The organism is Streptomyces albus subsp. albus (assembly GCF_000719865.1).
Lineage (GTDB): Bacteria > Actinomycetota > Actinomycetes > Streptomycetales > Streptomycetaceae > Streptomyces > Streptomyces albus_E.
In genome coordinates this window covers 122,800-149,601 of record NZ_JOID01000004.1, presented here as the reverse complement: position 1 = coordinate 149,601, position 26,802 = coordinate 122,800, and the positions used below count along the sequence as shown (strand labels likewise).

Here is a 26,802-nt window from a genome sequence, read left to right as displayed (position 1 = left end):
GGGGCCTCACAGTCGGAAGCTGAGGTCGGCGGCTGCCGGCGCGGACGCACCGGTCTCTTCCAGGGCGCCGGCGATCGCGGCGACGGTGTTCAGCCGGAACAGGTCCACGAGTCTGAGCGCGCCGGGATAGCGGGAGTCGATGCGCTCGTGGAGCCGGGTCAGGGTCAGCGAGGTGCCGCCGACCACGAAGAAGCTGTCCTCGCGCCCGATGTCCGCCCGCGGCAGCAGCTCCTGCCACACCGCGGCGATCTCCCGCTCCAGCGGACCGCGCGGCGGCGCGGTCGCCGGGGCCTGGCGGCGTCCGCCCTCCGCGATCCGGGCCAGCGCCCTGCGGTCGAGCTTTCCGTTGCCGGTGAGCGGGAAGGCGTCGAGCCGCTCCAGCCAGGCGGGCACCATGTAGCCCGGGAGACGGGCGGCCAGCCCGTCCCGCAGCACGGCCGGGTCGAGCCCGGCGGGACCGGCGACGAATCCGACGAGGTACTGGTCTCCGCCGCTACCCGCCACCAGCACCGCCGTGTCCGCGATCCGCGGGTCGAGGCCGGCCAGGGTGCGCTCGATCTCGCCCGGTTCCACCCGGATGCCCCGCAGCTTGACCTGGTCGTCGATCCGTCCCAGGAACTCGATCTCGCCGTCGGCGGTCAGCCGGGCCAGGTCGCCGGTGCGGTAGAGCCGCTCGCCCGGTGCCGCGGGGCGCGGGTGCGGCACGAATTTCTCGGCGGTGAGTCCGGGACGGTCCAGGTAGCCGCGGGCGAGTCCCCGGCCGCCCAGGCACAGCTCGCCGGGCACGCCCGGCGGTAGCACGTTGAGCGCCGCGTCCAGGACGTACGCCTCCGCGCCGGGGAACGCCGTGCCGATGTTCGGCGACCGGCCGGGCGGCAGTCCGGCGCAGTCCTGGATCGTGCCGCACACCGTGGCCTCGCTGGGGCCGTACGCGTTCCACAGGCGGACCTTCGCGCCCCATCTCTGCACCAGTTCCGCCGGGCACGCCTCGCCCGCGAGCACCAGGTGCCGCAGGCTGTCCGGCAAGGTCCGCAGCATCGCCAGGTTGGACGGGGGCATCGTCAGGTGCGTGATCCCCCGGTCCGCGAGCGTCGCCTCCAGCGGCGCGCCCGGCAGCAGCCGGTCCGGGTGCGTCAGGTGGAGGCACGCACCGGTCAGCAGGCCCATGACGCATTCCCACACCGACGCGTCGAACGAGTACGGGGCGTACTGGAGCACGTGCGCGCCCGGGCCCGCGCCGAGCCGGTCGCGGTGGAGGTCGCGCAGTTGCGCCAGGCCGCGGTGGGTGAGCAGCACGCCCTTCGGCGTCCCGGTGGACCCCGACGTGTAGATCACGTACGCCAGGTGCCCGGGGGTCGTCGCGGGCGCCCCCTCGTGGAGCGGCGCCACGGGGTCCCGCGGCTCCTCGTCGATCCGTATCCCCGGCGCGACGTCCGGCGGCAGCCGGTCGGCGAGCGAGGCGTCGGTCACCTGCAGCCGCACGCCGGCGTCCCGGGCGATCCACGTCATCCGCTCGGTGGGCAGGCCCGGGTCAAGGCACAGGAACGCCGCGCCGGCCCTGGCGACCGCGAGCAGCGCGGTCACCGACGCCCGCGACCGGGGCAGCACGACCGCCACGCGGTCGTCGGGCCGGATGCCGTGCGCGGCGATGCGCGCGGCCAGCCGGCCCACGGCCCGATCGAGCTCCCGGTAGCTCAGGACGCCCTCGTCGTCGTGGAGGGCGGGCGCGTCGGGGTGGGCGGCGACCCGCTCGGCGAACAGGGCGGGGAGGGTGTCGGGGACGGGGGTGGCGTCGGGGCGGCCGCGCTCCAGCGCCGCCCGCTCCCGCGCCGGCGTGCTCAGCGGCAGGCCGCTCAGGGGCCGGCCGGAGTGGCGGCCGGCCTGCTCCAGCAGCATCTCGAAGCAGTCGGCGTATCCGGCGACGGTGTCCCTCTCGAACAGGTCGGTGCGGTAGTCCCAGGTGGCGTGCCAGCCGTCCGCGTCCCGGCCCACCATGAGCGTGACGTCGTACTGCGTGGCGACGGGCGGGATGTCGAACCGGGCGCACTCCAGGCCCGGCACGCGCGGCGCGGAGACCTCGGCCCCGTCGAGGAGGAACATCGTCTGGAACACCGGGGTGTGCTCGACGGCCCGCTGCGCGCCCAGCGCCGACACCACCAGCTCGAACGGAGTCTGCTGGTGGGCGAACGCGTCCAGGCAGACCTTCCGGCTCTGCTCCAGCAGGTCGCGGAACGACGGGTGGCCACTGTGGTCCGTGCGCAGCGCCAGGGTGTTGAGCAGGCAGCCGACCAGTCCCTCGGTGCCCGACTGGTCCCGGTTGGCGATGGGCGTGCCCACGACGATGTCGTCCTGCCCCGACAACCGCGACACCAGCCCCTGGTAGAGGGCGAGAACCGTCATGAAGGCGGTGGCGCCCGCTTCCCGGCCGACCGCGAGGAGCGCCTCCATCGCCTCGCCGGACAGCCGCCGGGTCAGCCGTGCCCCCCGGTAGGACACCGCCTGCGCCGGGGGATGGTCGAAGGCGAGCCGCAGCCGCTCCGGAGGATCGGCCAGCCGCTCCTGCCAGTAGGCCAGGTCGCGCCGGACGACGGCCGGGCGGTCCAGGTGCCGGCGCTGCCATGTGCCGTGGTCCAGCGCGGAGAGCCGGAGTTCGGACGACGGGGCCTGCCCCGCGGCCGCGGCGGCGTAGTCCGAGAACAGCTCGTCCAGCAGCAGCCGGAGCGACCAGGCATCGGCGACCACGTGGTGGATCACGAGTGCCAGGACATGGCGGGGCCGGCCGTCCCGGCCGGACGCCTCCTCGATCAGCAGCCAGCGCGCCGGGGCCTCGGTGGCCAGGTCGAACGGCTCGGCCAGGGCCTCGCGGAGCAGCCGCGCGGTGGACTCCTCGCCGTCGGCGGCCAGGTCGTGCAGCAGCACCTGCCGGTGCGCCACGGCCTGCTGGCGGAGTTGCCCGTCCCGGCCCCGGTCGATCCGGAGCCGCAGCGCCTCGTGCCGTTCCGTCAGCGCCTGCAGCGCACGGTCCAGCGCCGCCCGGTCGAGGTCGCCCCGGATCCGTACCGCGACGCCGATGTTCAGCATGGGGCTGCCCGGCCGCAGCTGCTCCACCAGCCACATGCGCTCCTGCGCGAAGGCGAGCGGCGCGGGGCCGTCACCGTCCCTGCGGCGCAGGGGCGGCAGCGCCGCTTCGCCGGCGAGCACCTGATCGATCCGCGCCGCCAGGGCGCGCACCGTGCGGTGGCGGAAGACGTCGCCCAGCGTGATCTCGGCGCCGAGCCGGTCCCGGACCGCCGTCATCAGCTGCATCGCCAGCAGCGAGTGCCCGCCCAGGGCGAAGAAGTCGGCGCCGGGTCCCAGCGGGCCGCTGCTCGTCAGCCCGGCCATCAGCTCGGCCACCTCCCGCTCGGCGGGCGTGGCGGGCTCGGCGGCGTCGCCGGTGTCCCGGGCGGGCTCCGGCAGCGCGGCGCGGTCGATCTTCCCGTTGGCGTTCAGCGGGAAGGCGTCCAGCGGCACCCAGTACCGGGGGACCATGTAGGCGGGCAGTTCGGCGGCCAGCGCGGTCCGTACCGCGTCCGGCCCGGCGCGGCCCGTCCAGTAGCAGACCAGATGGGGCGTGCCCGCGACCTCGCGCAGTACGGCCAGGGCCTGCGCGACTCCGTCCACGGACCGGGCGCGGCTCTCGATCTCCCCCGTCTCGATGCGGAACCCGCGCAGCTTGACCTGGTGGTCGTAGCGGCCGAGGTAGCGCAGTTCGCCGCTCTCGGTGACCCGCACCCGGTCCCCGGTGCGGTACATCCGCGCCCCGGGCAGGCCGCAGAACGGGTCGGGCAGGAAGCGCTCCGCCGTCAGCCCGGGCCGGTCCAGGTAGCCCTGGGCGACGCCCAGGCCGCCGAGGAACAGTTCACCGTCGGCGCCGGCCGGCACCGGGGCCAGCCGGCCATCGAGCACATAGGCGTTGGTGCCCGCGACGGGCAGCCCGATGACGGGCTCCTCCGAGCCGTCGCGGGGAACCTCGTGCCAGGTGGAGTACGTGGTGTCCTCCGACGGCCCGTAAAGGTTGAACAAGCGCACGGAGGCGGACCGTTCGTACACGGCGTCGGCCAGCGACCGCGGCAGCGGCTCCCCGGCGAGGTTCACGACGCGGACACCGGCCGGGAGCGGGCCGGCGCGCAGCAGCTCGGTCATCGCGGACGGCACGGTGTTGATCAGGGTGGGTTCCGTGCCGGGCTGCTCAAGGAGCTGGAGCGCGTTGTCGACGAGCCGCAGCGCCCCGCCCACGGACAGCGGCAAGAAGATCTCGAAGACCGACAGGTCGAAGCTGACCGACGTGCCGGCGAGGACCACGGAGACGTCCTCGGAGGTGAAGTGGTCGCGTGCCCAGCCGAGGAAGGCCCGCAGGGCGCGGTGCGGGATCGCCACGCCCTTGGGGCGGCCGGTGGAGCCCGAGGTGTAGATGAGGTACGCGATCCGCTCGTCCTCCACCGGTACGGCCCCGGGCAGCGCGGAGACGGCGGGCACCGACGCGACGTCCAGGAACGGGCCCGCGTCGGCGGGCAGGACGTCCCGGGTCTCCGGCTGGGTGAGGACGACGCGGCAGCGGGCGTCCCGGGCGATGAAGCGGAGGCGCTCCGGCGGGTATCCGGCGTCGAGCGGGACGTAGGCGGCGCCGCAGCGGAGCACCGCCATCAGCGCGGCCACCAGGTCCGGGGAGCGGCGCAGGCACACGCCGACGAAGTCGCCGGGGCCCACCCCGGCCGCCCGGAGCGCGGCTTGGATCGCGCCGGTCCGGGCGGCGAGGCCGGCATAGTCGACGGCGACCCGGCCGGTCCACACGGCCGGCGCCTCCGGGTGTTCGGCGGCCCGCCGCTCGAAGGCGGCCACCGGGTCGAGGGGCGCGGGTGCCGCCTCCATCCGCCGGGCCGAGGTCCGCAGCTCCCGATCGGCGGGGGTTTCCGGCTCCAGGGCGGCGACGAGCGCGTCCGGTGTGCCGGCCATCGTCTCCAGGATCTGCTGCCAGTGCGCCAGCATCCGCTCGGCGGGCCCCGCGCCGACGGTGTCGGCCCGGAACTCCAGGGCGGCGAAGGTGCCGTGCTCGGGGTGTGGGGTCCCGGGTGCGGCCACGCGCCCCCGGTCGATCTGGAGGAGCAGGTCGAACTTGGCGTGGTGGTGGTCGACGAGCCATCGCGCCGCCTCCACGCCCGGCAGCCGCGGCAGCGGCATGTCGTCCGGCTGCACCACCAGCAGCGCCTGGAGCGGCAGTCCGCCGAGGCGGGCGGCCAGCCGGTCCAGGGGTACGTCGGCGTGGGTGTAGGCCTCCAGCGCCGCGTCGCGGACGCGGCCGATGAGCGTGTTCCAGTCGTCCTGGGGCGCCGGCCGGACGCGCAGCGGCAGCGTGTTCACGAACAGCCCGTACGTGGTGTGCGTCGAGGCGTCCTCCCGTCCGGCCGCGGGCAGCCCGAACACCAGCTCGTTCTGACCGGTCCAGCGGGACAGCAGCACCGCGTACGCGGCCGCGTACAGCATGAACGGCGTCGCCCCGCACTCGGCGGCGTGCGCCTCGACGCGCTGGACCAGCTCGTCGGGCAGCCGCACCCTGTGCACGGCAGCGGGCGGCGGGTCGGCCGCCGCCGCGGCGTCGACGGGCAGGTCGAGCGCGATCGGCGCGCCGGCCAGGGCCTCGGCCGCCGCGTCGATCCGCCCGGCGAACTCCGGCGACTCCAGCCGGCGCCGCTCCCCGGCGACGGCCTCCCGGTAGCTTCCCGGCGCGCTCTCCCACCGCGGGACGGCCCCGTCACAGGCCTGGCGGTAGGCGGACGCCAGTTCGGAGAAGAACAGTTCGGCGGACCATCCGTCGGTGACGATGTGGTGGACGCAGAACGCCAGCACCCACTCGTCGCCGCCCAGTCCGAGCAGCGAGGCCCGGTACACCGGCCCGCGGGCGAGGTCGAAGGGGACGGCGGTCTCCTCGGCGAACCACCGGCGCAGGCCGTCGTGGGGCACACTGTGCCGGGCCAGCCGGAACGGCTGCTCCGTCACGGGCACGACGCGTTGGAGCAGACCGTCGTCGCGGTACTCGAAGACGGCACGCAGCTGGTCGTGGCGCTCGATCACCGCGGCGAGCGCGCGCTCCAGGGCATCGGCGTCGAGCCGGCCGCGCAGCCACACCGCCTCGGTGACGGTGTAGGCGCGGCTCTCGGGGTGCCGCTGCTGGAGGAACCACAGCCGCTGCTGGGCGCTGGAGGTGGGGAAGGGTTCAGTCACGTCAGAGTTCATCGCTGGGCGTCCTCGGTGGCCGGCTTCGTCAGGGTCAGGACGCCGCGTTCAGTGCGTCGAGCGTGAGGTCCGCGCGCACCGCACGGCAGATTCGGGATCGCGCGGAGCGGATGACGAAGTGGTCTCCGTCGTAGACGCGCACCTCGGTGTCGTCGCCACCGAGCCGGGACCAGGCGGACAGGTCACCGGTCGGGACGAAGACATCGCGGCTCGCTCCGAACACGGTCAGCGGGCAGGGCGCCGGCTCCCGGGTGGGCGGGTAGGTCTCGGCGACCTTGAAGTCGGCGCGCAGGATCGGCAGGTACATCGACATCAGCTCCGCGCTGGCCAGCACCTCCGGGGCGGTGCCGTTCACCGCCCGCAGTTCCGCGATGAGCTCCGCGTCCGTCATCAGGTGGCGGGCCGGGTCACGCGGCGGCAGGAAGGGGGCCCGGGACCCGCCGACGAAGAGCCGGCGCGGAGGCCGGCCGAGTCGCGCCAGCCGCAGCGTCAGCGCGTACGCCGCGTACGAACCGAAGCTGTAGCCGAGCACCGCGAAGGGGCCCTGCGACAGGTCCTCGCACTGCCCGGTCAGCTCGGCGACCAGCGCCGGCATGTCCTCGATCAGCGGATCGCCCATTCGCGTGCCGCGGCCCGGGAGTTCCGCGAGGCGTACCTCGGCCACCGGCGCGAGTTCCTCCTGCCAGCCGGCGAACACCTCGGCGCCGCCTCCCGCGAACGGGATGCAGAACAGGATCACGGGCGGCGCTCCCGCAGGCTCAGGGGACGCATGTCGACCCAGTGCTCCCTGATGTACTCCAGGCAGCCGCGGCGGTCGGTCGGCGGGGTGCGGGCCTGCCAGCCCGGCGGAATCTCCCGGTAGGCCGGCCAGAGGGAGTACTGCTCCTCGTGGTTGGTGACGACGACGTGCAGGGCACCGTCGCCGGCGTCGTCCGTGTGCTCGGTGGTCGTCTGACTCATCGGTATCCGCGCCTTACGCCTGTGGGCCGTCGGGGAGGGCTCCGACGGGCCACTGCCAGCCGTCGGGTGCCGGGGTGATGCCGTGCTGGATGTCGAGCAGCCGCTTGCGCAGTTCCAGCGCGGTGGACTGGGCGGGCAGCGGCAGGCGCAGTCCGGTCTCGTCGCCGATCAGCTCGACCGGCGCGACGACCGCGCCGGTGCCGCAGCCGAACACCTCGACGTCCTCGCCGGCCCGGATCGCGTCGGTCAGCTCGTGGATGTCGATCTGCCGCTCCTCCATCCGCAGGCCGAAGGACGGGCCGAGCCCGAGCAGGCTGTCCCGGGTGATGCCGGCCAGGATGGTGTCCGAGAGAGGCGGGGTCAGCAGGGTCTCGCCGCGGCGCACGAAGACGTTCATCGCGGTGAACTCTTCGACGTAGGTGTGCTCCACGGCGTCCAGCCAGAGCAGCTGGTGGAAGCCGTTCTCGCGGAGCGGGGCGGCGGCGGCGAAGCTCGCCGCGTAGTTTCCGGCCGCCTTGACACAGCCGGTGCCGCCGGCCCCCGCCCGGCTGTAATGGCGCTCGATCCACGCCGAGATGGGCGCGGTGAAGAACGCGTCCGACGGGGTGGCCAGCACCAGGAAGCAGAACTCGGTCGAGGGGACGACCGAGAGGTCGGCGGTGGCACCGAACATGGTCGGCCGCAGGTAGAGGGACTGGCCCTGCTGCCCGGGCACCAGCGGCTCCAGGACGGCCACCAGCTCTTCCAGAGCGCGTACGAACACCTGCTCGTCGAGCTCGGGCATGCCCAGGCGCGCCGCCGACCGGTTGAACCGGCGGGCGTGCTCGTACGGGCGGAACAGCAGCGACGGGCCGTCCGCGGAGGAGTCGCCGAGGTTCCGGTAGGCCTTCATGCCCTCGAAGATGGCCTGGCCGTAGTGGAGCGCCTGGGTGTGGGGAGCCAGTCCGAGCGGGTCGAGCCCGGTGAGCCGCGGGGTCTCCCAGGCGCCGTCGCGGTAGTAGGCGATGGACATCACCGGTGCCATGAGGCGGCCGAACCCCAGCGGGTCGGGCAGCTCGACGCCGCGCAGCCGCTCGGCGATCTCGCTCGGGAGGGAGGAGGACGAAGTGAGAGTCACGCTCAGCTCCAGCAGCGCAGGGGAAGGTCCGGACCGAGGTTGCCGACGAAACCGGAAACGGTGATCCGTCGGCCCGCGGTTATCTTGCGGATGGCGTGCACGCACGCGGTGTTGACGAGCACGAGGTCACCGGGCTGGGGCGCGATCAGCACGGCCTCATCCGGAAGGATGTCCCTCGGATATCCGTAACTTCCGGGATACCGGTCGGCCATACCCACGTATTCCTCGTCGGAAATGACGTGGTTCCAGGTCTCCAATTCGCCGCCCTCGTCCGCCGTGTCGAGGTAGATGTTGACGCCGAGTTGACCGACCATGGCGTGCGCCACCGGGTCGTCGAATTCCCGGCGCAGCACATCCTGGTGGGGAAGTCCCTCACTGCCGGTGCGCCACAGCCTGGTAATGCCGAACGGCATCTTCCGACCGGACATCGACATGAGCGTGGCGCCGCCGGGCCAGTTCTCGTCCAGGGTGGTCCGCAACAGGTCGACGGGCGACGGGTAGGGCGCACTCAGCCGACGCAGCCGACGCTGCAGGGGAAGGGCGACATTGAAGTAGCGTTCGCGCCGCTCGGCGTCCTGGGTGACGTTCCAGAAGGAGTCGATGTTGCTCTCATAGATTCCGGCGCCGGCGGATCCGTCGATCTCCTGGTACAACAGCTCGGCCAGGGACTTGGAATACGTGGCGTCATAGAATTCCGGAACCCGGACGGCGACGCATTTGAGATCGAAGAGGTCTTGGAGTACCTGCTCGTCCAAGGCATCGACGGTTACGAGTTGGCGGTTCAATGGCATGTCGAAGAGACCTCCTGTCGGGTGTTGCTGTCGACGGGCGCCCGGCGGCGCCGTCCGGTCACCGCTCGATGAGGGCCCACTTGTCGGCGTTGGAGGCGACGTTGCCCGGCAGCGCGATCAGCTCGGGCTTGTACAGCGGGGCCGAGTCCATGGACGGCTCCCACGTGGCCAGCTTCTCGTCCTGCGGCACCTCGATGCGGATGTCGTTGGCCAGGTCGTTCACCACGCGCAGCAGCAACCGCACACCCAGCGGCGCGAGTTGCTCACGCCAGAGGCTCTCGGCTGTCGCCCCCGGCGGCACGAGCACATGCTCCTGCGCCGCGATGGGGCCGCCGTCCGTGCGCTCGGTCAGGTGGTAGACACTGCCGCCGGTCACCCGGTCGCCGTCCCGGATGGTCCAGCGGATGGCGTCACGGCCGCGGTGCAGCGGCAGCAGACTCGGGTGATAGCCGATGGCGGCGACCCCGGCCTTCGCCCGGGTTTTGCGTCCGATGAACGCATGGGAATGCGCGGCGACGATGACGTCGACTTTATCGTCTATATGGTGGGCCCGTAGTTCGGCCGCCTCCGTCCATGGAATGTCACGCGGAAACGACCAGGCCCGGAGACGGTCCCACGACATCGGATCGCTGTCGTCCGTTCGCCCCTTGCGCAACGAAGGAGAGGCGGCCCCCAGAATGACGTGCCCGGCATCGTCGAGAGCTTCCGCGACCTGCACCGCAAAAGCACCGCGCCCAGAAATGTAGATGTTCACGCTTCTCCAACTCGCCATGCCTGAACGGGCGTCATACGCCACGCGTTCGACTGTCCGTAGAGCTACACAGAAGGAGATCTGTTATTTCTGCTGGCCGGCATCCGGCATTGACACAGAGTCCGCAAACTTTTCCCCCGTTTTCACGCGACCCGCTCTCGCGGCCGGTCACGTCTCGACACCGCAGTCACGGTACACATGGGCACACCGCGCCCTCAACGATTTGTCATCATGCTGACACCGTGGGTGCGGGCCCGGCGCGAATCATGTCCGGAGCCGCCGAAGGCGCGGCCGCGGGGAAGCGCCGATTTGCTTTGATGATGAACTAACAGCGGAAGTCGGAAGGCTTTCTCGACGTATTCCGCTTACCCCCGCTCATCTGCTCGCGGCGGGTGCCTTCGCGGCTTCTTCGACCGGCCCCGCGCCGTCCACCGGCCGCGCGCCGCTGCCCTGCGGCAGGTTCCGGATCGCGGCCCGGCGGTTGACGCCGGCCGCCGGGAGGCGGCGGGCCCGGCCCGGCGGGCCCGGGTGACCGCCACGGGGCCGCCGGCGCGGCCAGTGCCTCGGCGGACATGCCGCGGCGAGGCCCGGGCGCTCCGGCCTCTCCGAGGACGGGCCGGGCCGCGACGCCGGCACCACAAGCGAGAGGAACCCCAGCCGCCGCACGGCTGGGGTTCCTCGAAGGTGATGACTGCCGGTCAGCGGGTGAAGGCGGGTACGCCCTCAACCGCTTGCTCCCTGCCCGCCTGCGGACCGCACCACTTCACGGTCACCGGGAACCGGGAACCGGGAAGGTCAGCGCTGCAGGGTGAGGACGCCCGGCCGCCACGGCAGCCGGTTGTACTCGCCGCCCGCGTTGGGGTCCTTGCCCTGGTAGAGGAGCTGCAGGTTGCAGGGATCGATGGTCATGGTCTGGTCGGGGTTCTCGCGGACCAGGTCACCGTGGCTGATGTCGTTGGTCCAGCCGGCGCCGCTGTTGGCCTTGCCCGCGAAGGGGTTGCTCTCGCCGGCCGCCTGCGGGGTCCACGAGCCGTTCAGGCTGTTGGACGTGAAGGAGCGGAAGTAGCGCCCGTTCGCGCCCATCGCCTCGACGATCATGAGGTACTGGTTCTGGCCCTGGACCTTGTAGACCTGTACGCCCTCGAACAGGTTGGCCTTCGTGTCGCTCATGATGGTCGTGTAGGACGAGCCGAAGTTGCCCGGGAAGTTCCCGATCGGCATGCTCGCCCGGTAGATCTTGCCGTTGTCACCGGCGAAGAACAGGTACATGTTCTGGTCGTCGGCGATCAGCGTCTGGTCGATCGGGCCGGTGTCGGAGCCGGAGATGCTCCCGGTGAACAGCGGCTGCGGAGCGGACCAGCCGTTGGGGTTGGTGGGGTCGCTCGACGTGCGGTAGATGAACGGCCACTGGCCCCACTGGTAGGCCAGCACCCAGATGTCCTTGGGCGCGAAGTAGAACAGCGTGGGCGCCACCGCGGCCTGGTTCATCGCGTTCTGGCCGGCCGACGCCATGTCGGACCAGTTCGTGAACGGGCTGAACGCCATCGAGCCGTACGCCGATCCCGAGTAGTTCGACCCGTAGACCAGGTACTTGCCGTTGTGCTTCACGGCGGTGAAGTCCTTCAGCGCGGCCCACCCGTGCGCCGGCTGCGCCAGCGCGCCCGTCGACGTCCACCGGTACGACGACGGAAGAGCACAGGCGCCGTCCGTCGGCGTCCCGGCCAGGCCGGTCCACTTCTGGCTGCTGCCGCCGTCGCACGTCCCGATCTGCACCGCCGTGCCGTTGGCCGTGCCGTCGCCCGCGGCCTCCAGGCACAGCCCGGACTCCACGCCGACGACCGTGCCGTCGGACTTCACCTGCCACTGCTGGTTCGCACCGCCGTTGCAGGTCCAGATCTGCACCCGGGTACCGGGCGCGGTGGCGTGGCCCGGAACGTCCAGGCACTTGCTGCCGTACACGGTCAGCTCGTCGCCGTCCGTCAGCGTCCACTGCTGGTTGGTCCCGTCCCAGCAGTCATAGAGCTGCACGGACGTGCCGTCGGTCTGGCCGGCGTTCACCACATCGAGACACCGGTTCGAGCCGGCAGCGCGTAAGGCGCCGCTGGTGGCCGCCTGAGCCGAGGGGGCGACGAGCAGCGCCGCCAGCGTGGCCAGGGCCGCCGCGACCGCGGCGGCGAGCGCCGCGGACGGATGCCTGCGGCTGAAACTTCCTCTGTGCATGGGGGGTTTCCCAACCTTGAGGGGGCGGTTCCGGTTGGCTTCGTCAGAGGCCGTCCGGACTGTCGGTGCAGGGCGGCGCGGCGCGCGGCGGGCTGTGAGCGGCGCGGATGATGAGGCCATGACATACACCCATGCGGCAGGTCCCTTGCGGCTCGGCGATCGGTGGGGGGCGGCCCGGAGATGCCCTGCTGTGCGATGAAGCCACTCCGTCGCGTTCGTGATATCGAACAACGGTCGAAGTATCGAGCAACCTGAATGATAGGGAACCGGTGAACGACGTCAATACTTCTCACAAGTGCCGCTGCCAACGAGCCCCGGGCGCCCGGACGATCGCGGCGGCCGGCTGCCCCGCCGCCTCGCGACCGCCGTTACGCCGCCGGCTCCTGCCGCGGGCCGGCCACCCGTCGCGGCCTCGTGCCGGGAAGCGGCCGAAGCCGCCAATCCGCCAGACCGCGCCATCCGCCCCCGTCGCGCATCCCCCGATAAGGCCTGAGCCGCGTCGCTGTGCGAGCACCCGCGCCGCGCGGTGAGGCCGTGGTTGAGGTTGTTGACCAGTCCGGCCCGAGGCGTGCCGACAAGCCCATGGCACACTGCGGCGGCTCAGGAATCCGGCCCTCGGTCCCCGCTGCTCGTACGGGCGGCGTCGATAATGCCGTGCACCGCACGCGCGATGCGCTCGGCCGCTCGGTCGGGGTCCGGCCGGCCCGCGTCGAGCCAGCCGATGACAGCTTCGGTGGTGAACGTGGGGATGACCCTGGACGCCCAGTCCAGCCAGGGACCGGCCGGCAGCACCTGGGCGAGATTTCGCTGGGCGACCTCGGCGGACGCCGAGGTGAGGGTGTCCACCAGATCGCGGAATTCAGGCTCGCGCGCAGCGTGCCGGAACAGCAGCCGGAAGCCGTCCGGGTCGGCTGCGGCGGCGCGGACGAGCGCGGGAATCGCACCGTCGTCGAAGTCATCGCCGCCCACGGCGCCGGCCAGCCGGGTACAGGCGCGATCCAGGATCGCCCGGTACAGGTCCGCTTTGGACTCGAAGTGCCGGTAGAGCAGCACTTTGGTGATCCCGGCCGCGTCCGCGACGTCGTCGAGGCCGGTGCCGGCGAAACCCGAACGGGAGAAGGCGCTGGTGGCGGCGTCGAGGATCTGCTCACGCCGGTCGGCCCGGCGCATCCGACGGACCGGCTGCGGACCCTCGGGCTCCTTGCGCTGCGTCCCCATCGCACACCCCTCTCTTGTTGATTCTGGAGTATACATATAACGTTGTTTATGCATGAGTAAACAAAACCGAGCCGGGAGGCATCATGACCGTCCAGCTGCCCTTCGAACAGGAAGTCCCGCTGCAAGTACCGTTACTGCAAAGAAAGTTGCTCCGAACAGGCGTCATCCACCGCGTCCGCACCATGACGGGCGACGGCGCCTGGCTCGTCACCGGGTACGACGAGGTCCGACGACTGCTGAACGACGACCGGCTCGGCCGCTCCCACCCGGATCCCGACACCGCCGCCCGCACCAACCGCTCCGCACTCTTCGGCGGGCCGCTGGGGAACTTCGACACCGAACAGCCCGACCATGCCCGGATGCGCTCGCTCCTGCAGCCCCACTTCACGCCGGGTCGCATGCGCTTCTTCCGCCCCCGCGTCGAGGCGCTGACCGCCCGACTCCTCGACGACCTCTCCCTCCGGGAACAGCCGGCCGACCTCAACACGGCCCTCGCACTCCCCCTGCCGATCCTGGTCATCTGCGAACTGCTCGGCGTGCCATACGAAGATCGTGACCGCTTCCGCGCGTGGACGCAGGCAGCCGCCGACATCCACGACCGGCACCGTTCCGAGCAGGGTCTGGGCGCGCTGTTCCGGTACGGCCTGGAGCTGGTGGCCCGCAAGCGTCGCGCGCCCGGGGACGACGTCATCAGCCGTCTGTGCCAGGTCGACGACGTCGGCGACGACGAGGCGGCCATGCTGGCCATGGCCCTGCTTTTCGCCGGACACGAGACCACCGTCGTCCAGCTCGGCCTGGGCGCCCTGGTCCTGCTCACCGAACCCGAGCGCCGGCAGTCCCTGCACGCCGACCCCGCCCGGATCCCCGGCGCCGTCGAGGAGCTGCTGCGCCTGCCCGGCAGAGCGAGCGGAGGCATCCCCCGCTACGCCCGCACCGGATTCACCCTCCACGGGGCCACCATCCGGACCGGGGATCTGGTCCTGCTGGACAACGGCGCCGCCAATCACGACGCCGACGCGTTCCCGGCCCCGGACCGCTTCGACCCGGACCGCCGCGGAGCCTCCCACCTCACCTTCGGCCACGGCCCCCGCTACTGCCTCGGCGCTCCCCTGGCCCGTCTGGAGCTGGAGGTCGCCTTCGCCCAGCTCATCTCCCGCTTTCCGGACATGAGCCCGGCCGTCCCGCTCGAAGAACTCCGCCTTCGTACCGATGTCCTGGCCGGCGGCCTCGTCGAGCTGCCGGTGAGGTGGTGAGCGCCATGTCGCGCCCCGCCCTCGCCCGCTTCCGCGCTCGCATCGCCGGACCGGCCCTGGACCAGGCAGGCGCGGGAGATCGCCGCCCGCAAGCCGGTCCGGGACCCCTCGGGCGGCCATCGTCCGGCCGCTTGCCACTCCCGGAGCGTCACACGAGCGGCAGGGACCGGCCTCAGCAGCATCCTTACCGGACCTCTGCTGCGAGGTCTGCCAACAGGACGTCGGCCACCAGCTCCTCGACCACTGCGGTGCCGTGTTCGGTCATGACGCGCGTCAGTTCGGGGTCCCAGGGCGCCTCGGTCAGCCGGCCGGGTCCGGGGCCGTGCGCTGTGCGGGCGACCGCGGCACGGTAGTCCGCGGCCGTCATGCGCCAGGGCCGGGCCTGTGTCTTGTCCAGGACGTACGCGGCGATGCGAATGCCTTCCCCGTCGAAGTCACCGTGGTACCGGAGGGTGGCGCCCTGGTCCGCGAGGAGGCGGAGGAGATGGATGGCCGCACTGTTGGGCCAGCCGGAGGTGCACACGAGCGGCGGGCAGTCCGTGCCGAAGCGGCGAACCGCGAGAGCCAGGATGCTGGGGTTCTCCACGGCGTGGACGACGGGTGCGGGAGCGCCGGACAGAGTGAACGCGCCCGGGGCGCGCAGTTGGGCGAGGGTCAGGCCGGCGGCCTGTCCGGCCTCGGCACATATCCGGGACACGCGGGCGAGCGGGCCATCGCCGGACGGGCGCAGGCCGGCGACGAGAACGGTGGCGGAAAGGTCGTCGTCGGCGACGCCCGCGCGGGTCCACAGTGCCCGCCGCTCCGCCGCGGACTGCGGCGCGGCGGTGTCGTGAAGGGTCGCCAGGGCACGCAGGACGAGCGTGGACACAGGAGTGCCGTCGTCGAGTGCGTGTGCATGACCGTTCAGGACCCGGGCGGCGAAGACGGGCAGTGGCTCCGCCCGGGCCGGTAGCTCCCCGAGTACCGTGAGCGCGTCCGCGAGCAGGGCCCGGGTGCGTTCCGGTGAAGCTCCGGTGAGCCCGGCGGCTCGGCAGGAGGCGACCCATGCGGCGAGCGCGGGCTGGGCCCTCACGATGTCGTGGCCGGCCAGCCAGGTCCACAGCTCGGCGCGTTCTTCCTCCTGGCGGCGCCGTTCGCCCGCTCGGTCACCGACAGGGCCGACGAGTTCGGTGACGGTTTCGCGCACGGTGCTGCCGCACAGCTCGGTGACGGCTTCCTCCAGCCGTGCCAGGGCGACAAAGGGCTGGGCGTCCGGCAGCCGGTCCAGGCCGAGAAGGTCGGCGAGGGCTTCGCGCTGGGCTTCGTCGAGCGGTCCCAGGCGCACCCGTGTGACGGGGCGGCCGGAGGAGAGGCGGTCGTGGACCGTGTGCCAGATCGGGCGGAGTTCGGGGCGGCGCAGGGTGCGTTCGCCCGGGTCCGGTTCCGGGCGGGTCATCCTGCCTCCAGGCCGGTGCCGTTCCAGACGAAGCGGGCACTCGTCACCGCGTCGTCCTCCCCGTCGATGAGGAGTTGGTGGACGGCGATGCCGGGCAACTCTCCATAGGTGCACCACTCGTGGTCGGAGGTGACCATGAGGTCCAGGTCGAGTGCGGTGAGCAGCGCGAAGACCTGTCCGCGGTTGACGGTGTCGACGCCGACGAAAACCTCGTCCAGCAGGATCGGCCGGGGTGCCAGGGGCACGGCCTCGTAGTGGGCGGCGACCGCGGCGAACAGCGGCAGGTGCAGGGCGATGGCCTTCTCCCCGCCGGAGAGCGCGCCGTGCAGCTTCTTGGTCAGCGGCTGCCAGCCGGCCCCGTTCGCCCGGTCGAGGCGCACGGTGAAACGGTGCCAGGCTGTGTAGTCGAGCACCTCCCCGAGCTGTTCCTCCCAACTCGCTGCCGTGTCACTGCCCTTGCCCTCCTCGATCCGGGCGCGGAAGAAGGCGTGCAGGGCCTCCCGGTCGGTCTCGGTGACCCGGCCGGGGTCCTTCAGCAGCAGCTGGCGGGCGGTGCGGGTGCCGTCCGGAAGGTCCGGACGGACGTCCCAGACGAGTTGGACGGCGACGTTGGAGGCGGTGCGGACCCGCTCCAGGTGCCCGTTCATGCGGTCGACGAGTTCACCGGCCTGACGGATGCGCGCCGCGAGGTGGCGGCGGATGTCGCCGGTGAGGATCTGGTCGAACAGGCGCCGTTCGGCGGTCGTGATGTCGTTCCGGCTGCGGTCGCGCTCCTGCGTGAGCGTGCTGAGCAGGCCCGTCGCCCCCACGCGTACGCCGTCCAGGGTGGCGGTGAAGAGCTGGATGTCGTCGTCGGGTTCCATGTCCAGGTCGGCGCGGGCGCCGAGGTGCCGGCGGGCCTCGTGGACCGCTTCGGACAGCCGGGTCGCGGCGTCGCCCAGGTTGCGCGGGGCGTGCGGGATGTTCGGCCACTTCGCCGCTGTGGCGCGCGCGGCCTCCAGGGTGGCCCTGGTGCCGTCGCCGGCACAGAGGTCCGGCGCGATACCGGCGTCCTCCGCCAGCCCGGCCAGGTACAGGTTCCGGAACCGGTGCGCCGCGGTGTCCCGGGCCGCGACGGCCCGTTCCCGTCGTTCGGCGTCCTGGCCGCTGGTGGCGCGCAGTTCTCCGATACGTCCTTCCAGGCTCACCAGGAGCTCGGCCTCCCGGCCGGCCTCGTCACGGCAGCGACGCAGCTCGGCGCGCGCCTCGGCGACGCGTGCGACGATCTGCCGGTAGTCCTCGCCGACGGTGGCTTCCACCGCCTCCAGACGCGCCTTGAGCCCCGCGGCCTCCGCTTCGGCGGCGGTCGCGTCCTCGGCCTGTTCCTCGGCGGTGCTGCGCGATCGCTCTGCCTCAGCGGCCCTCTGGCGGGCCCGGTCGGCGGCGGCGGTCGCGGCGAGGTGGGCGTCCACCCAACTGTCGGCGGTGTCCCGGAAGCCGTCGATGGCAGCGGAGAGTTCACGCAAACGGTCGCGGCCGGTGGGCAGCCCGTGTTCCGCGGCCCGGCGGTCGAGCGTGCGCAGAGCGCCCGCCACCTCGCTCTCGCACCGCGCCAGACGCGCGGCCGCGTCGCGCGCGGCGTCGTCCCGAGCGGCCACCCTTTCCTCCGCGCGGTCCCATTCCCGCCGTCGGGCGGCGAGTTCCCGGTGGTCGGGGCGCGCGGCGCGGTCGGCATCCAGCCGGGCACGGCGAGCGGCGAGGTCGCGCAACCGGTCGGCGAGCGTGGCCAGGGAGGCGTTCGTCTCGCCGATGAGGTCGATCAGTTCGCCGATCCTGCGCTGCCGGGCCCGCTGCCGCGCGAGGGCTCCGATGTGGGCCGGTTCGGGCTTGGTCCAGGTCCCGGTGGCGAGCGCGAGACGCCAGGCGCCGTCGGCGGAGACGGCAGCGGGGTGCCCGCCGGGCAGGGTCGATCCGTACGCGATGCCGGCGAGGATGCGGGTCACGGTGTCGGCCGGGACGGGGATGTCCTCCTCGGGCCTGAGCACCTCGAGCAGGCTGGGCCCCGGGACGGTCGCGGCCAGGGCCGCCTCGGCGCGGGTGTCGTGACCCGGCAACGTGATCCCGTCACAGGGACTGACCCAGGCATCCAGGAGACCCGACGCCTCCAGTGCGGCCTCTACCGCGGCCTGAACGGCGAGCGGGACACCTTCGCGGAAGGCGACCAACCGCCACAGGGGTCCTCCCGCCGTGGCCGTGCGGACGGTGGTGCGGGTGGGCGGGGGCACGGGCGGCAGGTCCGTCTCACCGCTGAGCCGTCGCACCTCCTCCTCCAGCCGGCTCTGCTCGTCCCGCAGACCCTGGCGTTCGGCTCGGGTAGTGGCCTCCGCTGTGGCGATCTCCTGTTCCAGCGGGCGCGCGGCGGCTTCGGTCAGGGCCGTCACCTCGGCCTCGGCCGCTGCTCGGGCCGCCAGTTCCCCGGAGTCGGTGAAGCGCAGCTCCGTGCAGTCCGCAGCCCAGGCGAGCAGCCGTTCCGCCTGTACGGCGACGGCGTCGTCCCAGGCGCCGGCCGCCTCGTCCCGCCGGGCGATCGCCTCCGCGAGCCGGGTGCGGGACTCGTCCAGCAGTTCCTCCGCGGCGGCTCGGTCGCGTACCGCTCGATCGTGCTCGTCGATCGTCTCGGTGACGAGGGTGACCTGCCGGCGTCGGACGGTGACCGCGCCGCGCTGCAGCCGACGGGCTTGTCCCGCCCCGTTCTCCGGTGCCGGGCTCGGGGCGCCGGGGCCCTGATGGCGTCCCGTGCCGCCGGGGAAGGCCATCGCGGGGTCCGCGTCGAGGACCGTCCTCACCTCGTGGTGGATGGACTCCAGCCCTGCCGCACGGGCCGACCTGTGTGCTTCCGCGGCGGTTTCGCGCGCGTGCTCGTCGAGTGTGCGGGCCTGGCCCGCCGCATCGTCGGCGTCTCGCCGGTCCTCCCTCGCCCGGGCCTGAGCCGCCTGGGCAGCGGTTCGCCGCCTCCCGGCGGCGGCTGTCGTGTCTTCGGTACGACGGCGGAGCCGGTCGAGTTCCTCGCCCTGCTTGTACGCGTCACGCTCGCGCAGGCCCTCGATGGTCTCCTCCAGGGCGTGTGCGCGCAGCTCCCGTTCCTCGCGCCGGCCCTGAGCCGACTCGCGCTCCGCCAGCGCCTGTTCGAGCTCCTCGGCGCTCTGGCGGGCGACGCGGGTGAGGTTGTCCATCTCGGTGGTCGCCGAGATGAGCGCGGCCGAACCCGCACGCAGGACCCGTCGTGCGTAGGCGCGCTGCCGGGACGCGACGGTCTCGGCCGCCGTCACCTCCTCGTCGAGCCGCCTGAGGTGTTCGCGCTGCCGGTCCAGCCGCTCGAAGCCCTCGGCGAGTTCGGCGATCTCCCCCTCGCCCAGCGGGGGCAGGGCGCGTGACAGCAGGGTGGAGAGCAGGGACGGGTCGAGCCGTTCGGACAGTTTGGGCTGGCGCAGCTGGAGCAGGGCGGACAGCAGCGACTCGTACCGCTGCTCCCCCATGCCGGCGAAGAGTTCACGCCGTACGGCGGTGCGATAGTCGGTGGCAGAGGCGTGGACGTCGCCACGGTCGCGCAGGGCTTCGGCGAGGGCCGCCCGGGTCAGTGGCTGTCCCGCCTCGTTGACGAGGAGCACACCGCCGGGGTGGGCGACTCTGGAGCCGGTGGTGAAGTAGTCGGCGTGCACCGCGCTGGTGTGCACGCTCGCCTGCAGGCGCGCCCCGCAGCCGAACCACCGCTCAGTGCCGTCGTCGCCGATGCGGCGGAACTCCATCCACACGTACCCGACGCGGGTCTTGCCTGAGGTGCCCTCGCCCAGCAGGTTCCAGTGCATGGTGCGTTCCGAACCGCCGAATGTGGACAGGCGGTTGGGGCGGAGACTGGCGTCGAAGAGGAACGGCAGCAGAAGTTCCAGGGCCTTGGACTTGCCCGAGCCGTTCTGGCCGCGCAGCAGCAGGCGGCCCTGGTGGAAGGTGAACGTCTCGTCGTAGTAGCGCCAGACATTGAGGATGCCCGCGCGGTGCGGCTGCCAGCGGCTGCGGGTGGCCTCCGGCGCTCTCGCCGACGGCTCGGTGGACTCCTCCGGCCGCCGCGGGAGGGGAAGCTCCGTCACGCTCACTGCTGGTCTCCTTCTGCGGCAACGTCACCGGAAGCCGTGCCCACTGCCGTCGGCGTGTCCTCCGTACGCGAACTCACCGTCTTCGTCAGGCGGTAGCGGTACGCGGCCGGGCACGCGACGACTCGCCCCCCGGTCCGGCGGGCCAGGCCGACGTCACGCAGCACGCGTACGGCGTCGCCGGACAACCGGGCCGCACCGTCCTCGGACCGATACGCCTTCGCCCACCGCGGGAAGCGGCGCAGCAGGTCCGCTCCGGCCTCGGCGAGCTGCTCGGGCAGCAGCCCGGCCGGCGCGGCGCACAGCGGCTCCAGGAGAAGCAGCGCGGCCACCCGGGCGGTGGACGTGTCGTCGGGGAAGCGGACATCGGTGGCGAGCCCCTCCGGGTCCACGAGCAGGAAGCCTTCGGCTCGTTCCTCCAGGAGGAAGCCGGCCTGCTCGACCGAGCGGCGCAGGATCTGGCGCCCGGTCAGGGAGGTGACGTACGCCAGCTCGTCGCCGGTGAGGTCCGTCCGGTACAGCACCGGGTCGTCGAAGAGGCGGCGCAGCACCGAGTGGCGGAGCCTCAGGTTGCGTTGTGCGTCCGTGGCGGCGGTCTCGCCGTGCGCCTCGTCCTCCGTGCCGTCGGCGAGCGTGCCGCCGTAGCGGCGCTCCTGTACGAGACCCGCGAGAAGTTCCCCGAACCGCGCGGACACGTTGTCCGGGGGCAGGGCGAGCCGGGAGGCGCCGACGGGCGCGGCGGGCAGCCGGATCAGCAGCGTGGCGTCCACCCGGTAGAGAACCTTCGCCTCCGCGGACTCGACGTACGCCTCGGTGGCTCCGTCGACCGCGCGCAGCACGTCGTACGACTCCAGCAGCTTCAGGACGTCGACGAACGCCATCCGCTCCGGCCGGTGGACCGGGTCGAAGGCGGCCAGCGCACGGTCGGCCGCCGTGGCCTGCACGACACGGTCGGCGAGCATGCCGATGGTCGTCATCGGCATGGACAGCAGCTCCGCCGCGGTCACGCACAGCAGCACGTAGCGTCGGCGGTCGAACGGGGCCCGGCCGGAGCGTGCCCTGCGGGCGGGGCGGGAAGCGTCCGGGTCGGCGCGGACCTTGCCGAGGCGGGCGTAACCGCGGCGCGGCTCCACCACCAGGCTCCAGCCGCAGGTGTAGTCGAACCACTGGGCCAGCGGCTCGCGACGGCGGCGTACCAGTTCGAAGCCGGCCGGGTCGGCGGCCTCGGTCAGCAGGGGCCGGGCCAGCAGGAGACGGATGGCGCGGGCGACCTCCTCACGCTCCGCAGCCGCGAGTTGGTTGGCGAGGGTACTCATCCGGCCGCCTCCTTCCGCGCGGGGCGGACGCGCGGGAAGGCGCTCGCTCCGCCCGCCGCCATGATGTGCACGACGTAGTCCGGTCCGGCCAGTGCGCCCTTCGCCGTACGCAGGACGGCGGTGCTCTCCTCGGGAGGCGGGGACAGCGCGATCTCCACCCGGCCGTCCCCTGTCACGGCGCGCCGCAGGCCGCCCGCGTCCGGCCGGGCGGACAGGGCCCGGCCCAACAGGTCGAGCAGCCGGTCGAAAACGGCGGGATCCAGCGCGCCGAAGGAGGACAGGCGCACCGGGCCGTCCGTCTCCAGCACCTCCCAGGCACGGGCGAGTTCCGCCCGCTCCGCGCGGGCCCGCTCCGCGCGCTCGGCCCTGACCGCCGCGACGTCCCGCACCCTGGCCGTGCGCGTGAAGCGCTCCGTCCGTCCACTGGTCCGCAGCAGCGCCGACACCTCCACCGGCGGAGCCTCGGACCAGGAGTGGGACGACGGGATCAACTCCGGGTCGGGCTGGGCGAGGTGAGCGTGACGTGCCGGGCCGAGCCCGAAGGCCGCCGACCACAGCCGGTGCAGATCCTCCTCCGCGGGGGCCGCGGCGAACCAGCGCGCCAGCTCCCGGAAGTCCTGCACCGCGCTGGAGGAGCGGCGCCGTGACTCGTTGATCCGCTCCAGGACCTGGAGGAGCGAGACGATGGCCCGCCGGGCGATGTCGTGCAGCTGCTCGATCCGGGGCCGCGCCCCGTCGTCCGGCAGGAACCACGCCCGCAGACCCGCCCAGCGCGCCCGCCTGCTCTCCAGCCAGCCGGCCGCGGGATCCTCACCGGCCACCGGCGGCAGCTCGGCTCCGCGCAGGGCTCGCTCGCGCAGCACGGCGCTCCCCCGCTCCTCGACCCGGGTCACGGCGGCAGCGATCGCCTGCCCGCGCCGGTCGAGGTTGACCAGGAACTCCCGCAGATACGCGACGGTCGCGGCCTTGACCTCGCGGAACACCTCCAGGTCCGCGCCCTCGGCGCGCAGCAGGCGCTGGAGTTCGCCGTTGAACGCCTTGGTGTTCTCCACCAGCGCCTCCAGGTGCCCCTCCAGCTCGCGCAGCGTGGTGAAGATACGCCGATCGGCCGAGGCGGGCTCACCGGACAGCAGGAACAGCTCGTCCAGCCGGTCGGCGATGGCCTCCAGCACGGCGGTCTGCAGCGCCCCCGTGGAGGCCAGAACCTCCAGCGCGTGCCGCACGCCGGCGAGAGCCGCCTCGCCCCGGCGGGTCAGCGAGTACTGGAGGTTGCGCCGCTCGTACTCCTCGGCCGTGCGGTAGTTCTCCGCGTGGTTGTGCACCACGTCCAGGAGCTCCCACTGCACGAGTTTCTTGAGCTTCTCCTGCAGTTCCTCGTCCTCGACCGCCGCCGCCCAGCCCACCGCGCGCAGCCGCTCGCGCACCTCGTCGAGCCCGAGCGCGGTCTCCAGATGCTCGCCGGCCACACCGAAGGCCTCCAGGACCGCCCCGTACAGGTCGGACGTCTCCACCGTCGTGAACCGGAACATCTCCGGTGGAATCCTACGCACGCGCCTGTGTTCCCCTCCCCCGTCGCCTCGGCGGCCTCCGGAATCTCCACCGTAGAGGCCGACTCCGACATTCCGGGGCGAGTCCCGGAACAACCGATGCGGGCCGACGCCGACAACCGCATGCACGTTAACACCGTCAACAGATACGCTTCCGTCGGCCTTAGCGGCTCGTTCTCACCGAGTGCGACCCGCATGGCCGCCGCCGGCCTGAACCCGGAGAAGCTTCGTGGACGACGAGACCTACACCTCCACGCTCACCCCGCCTCCTGGCCAAAGCCCCCGCCACCTCGCCCGACAGCTCGTCCCAGAGACAGGAGCTCCACGGACCATGAGCGACCCGCAGCAGCCCGATCGGCTTCCCTCCGACTACGAGCTCGAGGCATGGCGCGCCATCCAGCACTTCAGGGGCCGCCCACTGTCACGAGCGATGAACAACGCCGGCGAACATGTGGCCAACGGCCTCGCGAGACTCGGGAAGCGCGCCGCGAAGCAACTGGAGAACCATCCACGTGCCCAGTCAGCCGTTTCGCGTGGACAGAAAGCGGCCGCCAGGGGCGCTCAGAAGGTCGGTGCCGGGGCTCGCGGGGCGGCCGACGCCCTGCCGGACTGGAGCGGCACGGCCGTTCAGTCCATACGGCAGACCCTGGGGCGCGTCTCGCGAGCGGGACTCTCCTCCAAACGCGTCGTGGCACTCCACAGGAAGCGCGGGCACGAGGTCGAGTCGCTTTCCGGCCTGCGCCGCCTCGATCTCGAGCAGGTCGACGCCGTCCGTGGACGGAGGGCCGGCTGGTACTACCCGGCCGCCGCGGCGCTCTCGGGAGCGGGCGCGGGATTGGTGATCTCCGGAGGAGAGCTCGTCCTCGCCGCCTCCGCCGGCGCCGCCGCAGCGCCTTCGGGAGGTGCGATCACGGGCGCGTTCGCCGCCGATACCGCTGCCGTCCTCGGACTCGCTTCCCGCGCCGTCGGCCAGGTCTCACTGTTCTACGGCTACGACCCGGAAGAGCCTGCCGAGAAGCTCTTCGTGATGTCTGTCGTCAACGTCGGGACGGCAAGTTCGGCCACCGCCAAGAATGCCGCGATGGCCGACCTCTCGCGGCTCACCCAGGCACTCTTCCGCGGCAAGGCCTGGGACGTCCTCAGCGAGTCGGTCGTCACCAAAGTCTCCCAGCAGTTCGCGAAGGCGTTCGGCTTCCGCTTGACCAAGAAGGGCCTCGGCAAGGCCGTACCCGCGTTCGGGATCGTCGTCGGCGGCACCCTCAACTGGGCCACTCTGGAGGGCATCGTCGACGCCGCCGAGATGGCGTACCGGCGGCGGTTCCTCCTGGAGAAGTATCCGCGTCTCGCTGACGAGGAGGCACCCGGACCGTTTGCCGGCGACGACTCCGACGCGCCGGAAGACGCCGACGAGGAGATCAGCGTGCTCGACGAGATCGTCGAGGCGGGGGGACCCGACCTCCACTGAACCGGTGTCCCGGCGGTGAACGTCCTCACGCGACCGCCGGGACAATGCGGTCCAGCCCCCGCCGCGTACCGCACGGACCGCGACCAACCCTCCCACTCGACAGGGAAGTGAGGGCACGTCACTTTCCTGGAATCGCGCGCGCACGGCCTGCCCGGTGACGGCGACTCCCCCGACGAGCCGCTCCAGCCGGACCCCCGATGCGCGCCTCCGGCTTCTCCGTCGACCCGCTCCTCGTGCCGTTGATCAACGACATGACGGAGACCGCCGAGGGCTGACGCGAGCAGACGCCATGCCGTTCGAGGACGAGGACACCCGCGGGATCCGGACCGCGACCGGGAGGCCGGGCGGCGCGACGCGCCCCGGTGGGCCGACGGAGCCGGGAATTCTCACCGGCCGTTGCGTGCGTTCTCACCAGGAGCGCAGGAAGCCCCGCCGGGGCAGGGTGACCACATGGGTCCCCTGCCCCGGCGGAGCTCGGCCGGCCGGGCGGCGGTTTACCGGCGCCTGGCAGAGGCCGGTGCCGTGTGCGGTGTGCGGTGCTCTCCGGCTCAGCCGAAGTTCACGTCACTGCACCACATGTAGGCCTGGTCGAGGTGCGAGGCCTGCCAGATCATGAACACGATGTGGTGTCCGCTGTAGCCGGAGGTGTTGACGTTGAAGCTGATGTCCTGCGCCGGGGCGAAGCGGCCGGTCTGCGTGATGAAGTCGAGGTTGCCCCAGCCAAGGGTCTGGGTCTTGGGGTCGAAGCCCTGCTTGCTCACATAGACCTTGAAGTAGTCGGCACCGTGGGACGCCTGGTCGCGCAGCTGGACCGTGAAGTTGTCGCTGACGTTGGTCGCCTTCCAGTCCCCGGGCTTGTTCAGGCTGGCGTTCCTCGCGATGTTGTTGCTGCAGAGCGTCCCGTCGGGGGTCCGCGCCTCGAACTGGCCGCCGAGGCCGTCGCGGAGCGCGCTCATCCAGTTCCACATGGTGTCGGGGTTGGCCTGGAATGCCTGGTAACACATGGGGTCTTCGGCCTGCATGGCCGGGTTCGTGTGGCTGCTGCCCCACTTCTCCCAGCACTGGTACGCGCGGGTGGCGGGGTTGACGATGGTGCCGTGAGCCTGGGCGGGGGCCGACCAGGCCAGGGCGCCGGCAACCACAGCGAACAGCATGACGAGTGCCTGGAGAGGCCGGCGGAGGACCGACCGGGAACGCCCGGTTGAAGGGCTCTGATTGCGCATGTGGGGGAACTCCTTCGAGTTGCGAAGCGCCATGGGAGCGCTCCCAAGGTACGACTTCTGAGTGAAATGTCAATGAAACAAACGGAGTTGATCACATGGGTGGGCGGCGAGCGGGAGCGGCGGCGGCTCGCCCCACCACGGACCCAGGGCGCCGGCCGAGCCGGCCGACGGCCCCGACGCCGGCCTCGGCCGTAGAAGTTGACGCACAATCAGCATGTGCGTCAGGCAAACCTCAAGACTGCTGCACGCCGCTCCGGGAAGACGGGGACCACCCTCGACGTCCTCCAATGCCACGGGTCGAAACCGCAGGTCAGGCGGTTTTCCCCCGACAAGCGGCGCACTTCACGCCGTCCACCCGGGGAATCATGTCGACGCGCCCGCCCGAAACCCGGGCGTTCAGGAAGCCACCAGGGCAGAGGCCCTTCGCAGCGGGCTCCAGCACCGCCACACACTCCACGTGGTGCGTCATCGGAAAGGTGCCGGGCTGAGCGAGCCACAGAGAAAGCCAGATCAGAGACGCTCTCTCGGCTCGCTCTGCAGCTTGAAGGCGCCCAGAGCGTCGTACGAGCGTCACGGCGGACAGTCCGTGCTGCTCAGGGCGGAACAGCCCGCGGCAACCAGATCACTCCGAGGGATCCACCTCGCTCGCTCCAGACCTCGGTCCCCACATCATGGCCTGCACCACCTCTCCGGCCGCCATAATGGACTCATGTCTTCCAGCCCACAGCACTCCGCATACGAATCAAGGGGCTTCTCGCCCGCGGATGCCGAGGACCTCGAGTTGTATCGGGAGAAGTTCCGGCGGCGGCTGCCGGAGTCGCTGGACGAGTTGCACGGCCCGACCCGGGGGGTCGTGGAGCTGCCACTGCACATGGCCTGGTCGGGGATGACCTCGTACGACCTGGCCAAGCCTCGCCAGCGCATGGGCCTGTACCGCACCGTCCTGCACGAGGGCCTGCACGACGACCTGCCCCGCTACCTCAACCAGGACCTGCTCCTCCAGCTGTGGCCGGTGCTGCGCACCCTCGTCGGCCGCACCGTGCGCGCCGTTTGGGAAGACGCTTTCCCTCAGCTCGCCTCCCGCACCCGGGCAGCCGCGTGACGGA

At 72.2% G+C, this 26,802-nt stretch carries 16 protein-coding genes; 3 read left to right on the top strand and 13 right to left on the bottom strand.

Going from position 1 to position 26,802, the window contains the following annotated elements; genetic code table 11:
• Positions 1–6: 6 nt before the first annotated feature.
• From IF83_RS0105305 to IF83_RS0105265, 8 genes are all read right to left on the bottom strand, one after another.
• On the bottom strand, positions 7–6,273 hold the full coding sequence (locus tag IF83_RS0105305) for a non-ribosomal peptide synthetase (RefSeq protein WP_030542846.1): 6,267 nt from the start codon (positions 6,271–6,273) through the stop codon (positions 7–9).
• A gap of 34 nt (positions 6,274–6,307) precedes the next feature.
• Positions 6,308–7,012, bottom strand: a complete 705-nt coding sequence (locus IF83_RS0105300; RefSeq protein WP_030542845.1) for a thioesterase II family protein — start codon at positions 7,010–7,012, stop codon at positions 6,308–6,310.
• Positions 7,009–7,233 (bottom strand): MbtH family protein, encoded by a 225-nt coding sequence (locus IF83_RS0105295; protein ID WP_030542844.1) that lies wholly within the window; start codon positions 7,231–7,233, stop codon positions 7,009–7,011. The genes IF83_RS0105300 and IF83_RS0105295 overlap by 4 nt, the downstream gene beginning before the upstream one ends.
• A 13-nt stretch (positions 7,234–7,246) precedes the next feature.
• Positions 7,247–8,350: a branched-chain amino acid aminotransferase gene (locus IF83_RS0105290; RefSeq protein ID WP_030542843.1), complete on the bottom strand. Its 1,104-nt coding sequence runs from the start codon at positions 8,348–8,350 to the stop codon at positions 7,247–7,249.
• Between the two features lie 2 nt (positions 8,351–8,352).
• The gene (locus IF83_RS0105285; protein WP_208605847.1) at positions 8,353–9,105 is read right to left on the bottom strand and encodes a 2OG-Fe(II)-dependent halogenase WelO5 family protein; all 753 of its coding nucleotides are present in this window, start codon (positions 9,103–9,105) and stop codon (positions 8,353–8,355) included.
• Positions 9,106–9,199: 94 nt separating this feature from the next.
• Positions 9,200–9,763 carry a formyltransferase family protein gene (locus tag IF83_RS0105280; RefSeq protein WP_244176853.1) on the bottom strand — a complete coding sequence of 188 codons (564 nt, stop codon included), beginning with the start codon at positions 9,761–9,763 and terminating at the stop codon, positions 9,200–9,202.
• Positions 9,764–10,687: 924 nt separating this feature from the next.
• Positions 10,688–12,112 carry a non-reducing end alpha-L-arabinofuranosidase family hydrolase gene (locus IF83_RS0105270; protein ID WP_030542839.1) on the bottom strand — a complete coding sequence of 475 codons (1,425 nt, stop codon included), beginning with the start codon at positions 12,110–12,112 and terminating at the stop codon, positions 10,688–10,690.
• A 600-nt stretch (positions 12,113–12,712) separates the two neighbouring features.
• Positions 12,713–13,330 carry a TetR/AcrR family transcriptional regulator gene (locus tag IF83_RS0105265; protein WP_030542838.1) on the bottom strand — a complete coding sequence of 206 codons (618 nt, stop codon included), beginning with the start codon at positions 13,328–13,330 and terminating at the stop codon, positions 12,713–12,715.
• Positions 13,331–13,413: 83 nt separating this feature from the next.
• Here IF83_RS0105265 and IF83_RS0105260 point away from each other — a divergent pair, with 83 nt between their 5' ends.
• The gene (locus tag IF83_RS0105260) at positions 13,414–14,583 is read left to right on the top strand and encodes a cytochrome P450 (RefSeq protein ID WP_030542837.1); all 1,170 of its coding nucleotides are present in this window, start codon (positions 13,414–13,416) and stop codon (positions 14,581–14,583) included.
• A 184-nt stretch (positions 14,584–14,767) separates the two neighbouring features.
• Here IF83_RS0105260 and IF83_RS0105255 read toward each other — a convergent pair whose 3' ends face one another.
• The 4 genes from IF83_RS0105255 to IF83_RS0105240 are packed head-to-tail and all read right to left on the bottom strand — an operon-like array spanning position 14,768 to position 22,990.
• Entirely contained in the window at positions 14,768–16,018 is a 1,251-nt protein-coding gene (locus IF83_RS0105255; protein WP_030542836.1) for a TIGR02679 family protein, read from the bottom strand.
• Complete coding sequence (locus tag IF83_RS0105250; protein ID WP_030542835.1) at positions 16,015–20,148, bottom strand: TIGR02680 family protein; 4,134 nt, start codon at positions 20,146–20,148, stop codon at positions 16,015–16,017. Before IF83_RS0105250 ends, IF83_RS0105255 begins: the two co-directional genes overlap by 4 nt.
• On the bottom strand, positions 20,145–21,461 hold the full coding sequence (locus tag IF83_RS0105245) for a TIGR02678 family protein (RefSeq protein ID WP_030542834.1): 1,317 nt from the start codon (positions 21,459–21,461) through the stop codon (positions 20,145–20,147). Before IF83_RS0105245 ends, IF83_RS0105250 begins: the two co-directional genes overlap by 4 nt.
• Entirely contained in the window at positions 21,458–22,990 is a 1,533-nt protein-coding gene (locus IF83_RS0105240; RefSeq protein ID WP_244176851.1) for a TIGR02677 family protein, read from the bottom strand. The genes IF83_RS0105245 and IF83_RS0105240 overlap by 4 nt, the downstream gene beginning before the upstream one ends.
• Before the next feature lie 349 nt (positions 22,991–23,339).
• On the opposite strand from IF83_RS0105240, the gene IF83_RS0105235 reads away from it, so the two are divergent.
• Entirely contained in the window at positions 23,340–24,473 is a 1,134-nt protein-coding gene (locus tag IF83_RS0105235; protein WP_030542832.1) for an EcsC family protein, read from the top strand.
• Positions 24,474–25,021: 548 nt separating this feature from the next.
• Here IF83_RS0105235 and IF83_RS0105230 read toward each other — a convergent pair.
• Positions 25,022–25,696 carry a lytic polysaccharide monooxygenase auxiliary activity family 9 protein gene (locus tag IF83_RS0105230; RefSeq protein ID WP_463607009.1) on the bottom strand — a complete coding sequence of 225 codons (675 nt, stop codon included), beginning with the start codon at positions 25,694–25,696 and terminating at the stop codon, positions 25,022–25,024.
• A gap of 709 nt (positions 25,697–26,405) precedes the next feature.
• Here IF83_RS0105230 and IF83_RS0105225 point away from each other — a divergent pair.
• Positions 26,406–26,798: a hypothetical protein gene (locus tag IF83_RS0105225; RefSeq protein WP_030542830.1), complete on the top strand. Its 393-nt coding sequence runs from the start codon at positions 26,406–26,408 to the stop codon at positions 26,796–26,798.
• Positions 26,799–26,802 lie beyond the last annotated feature (4 nt).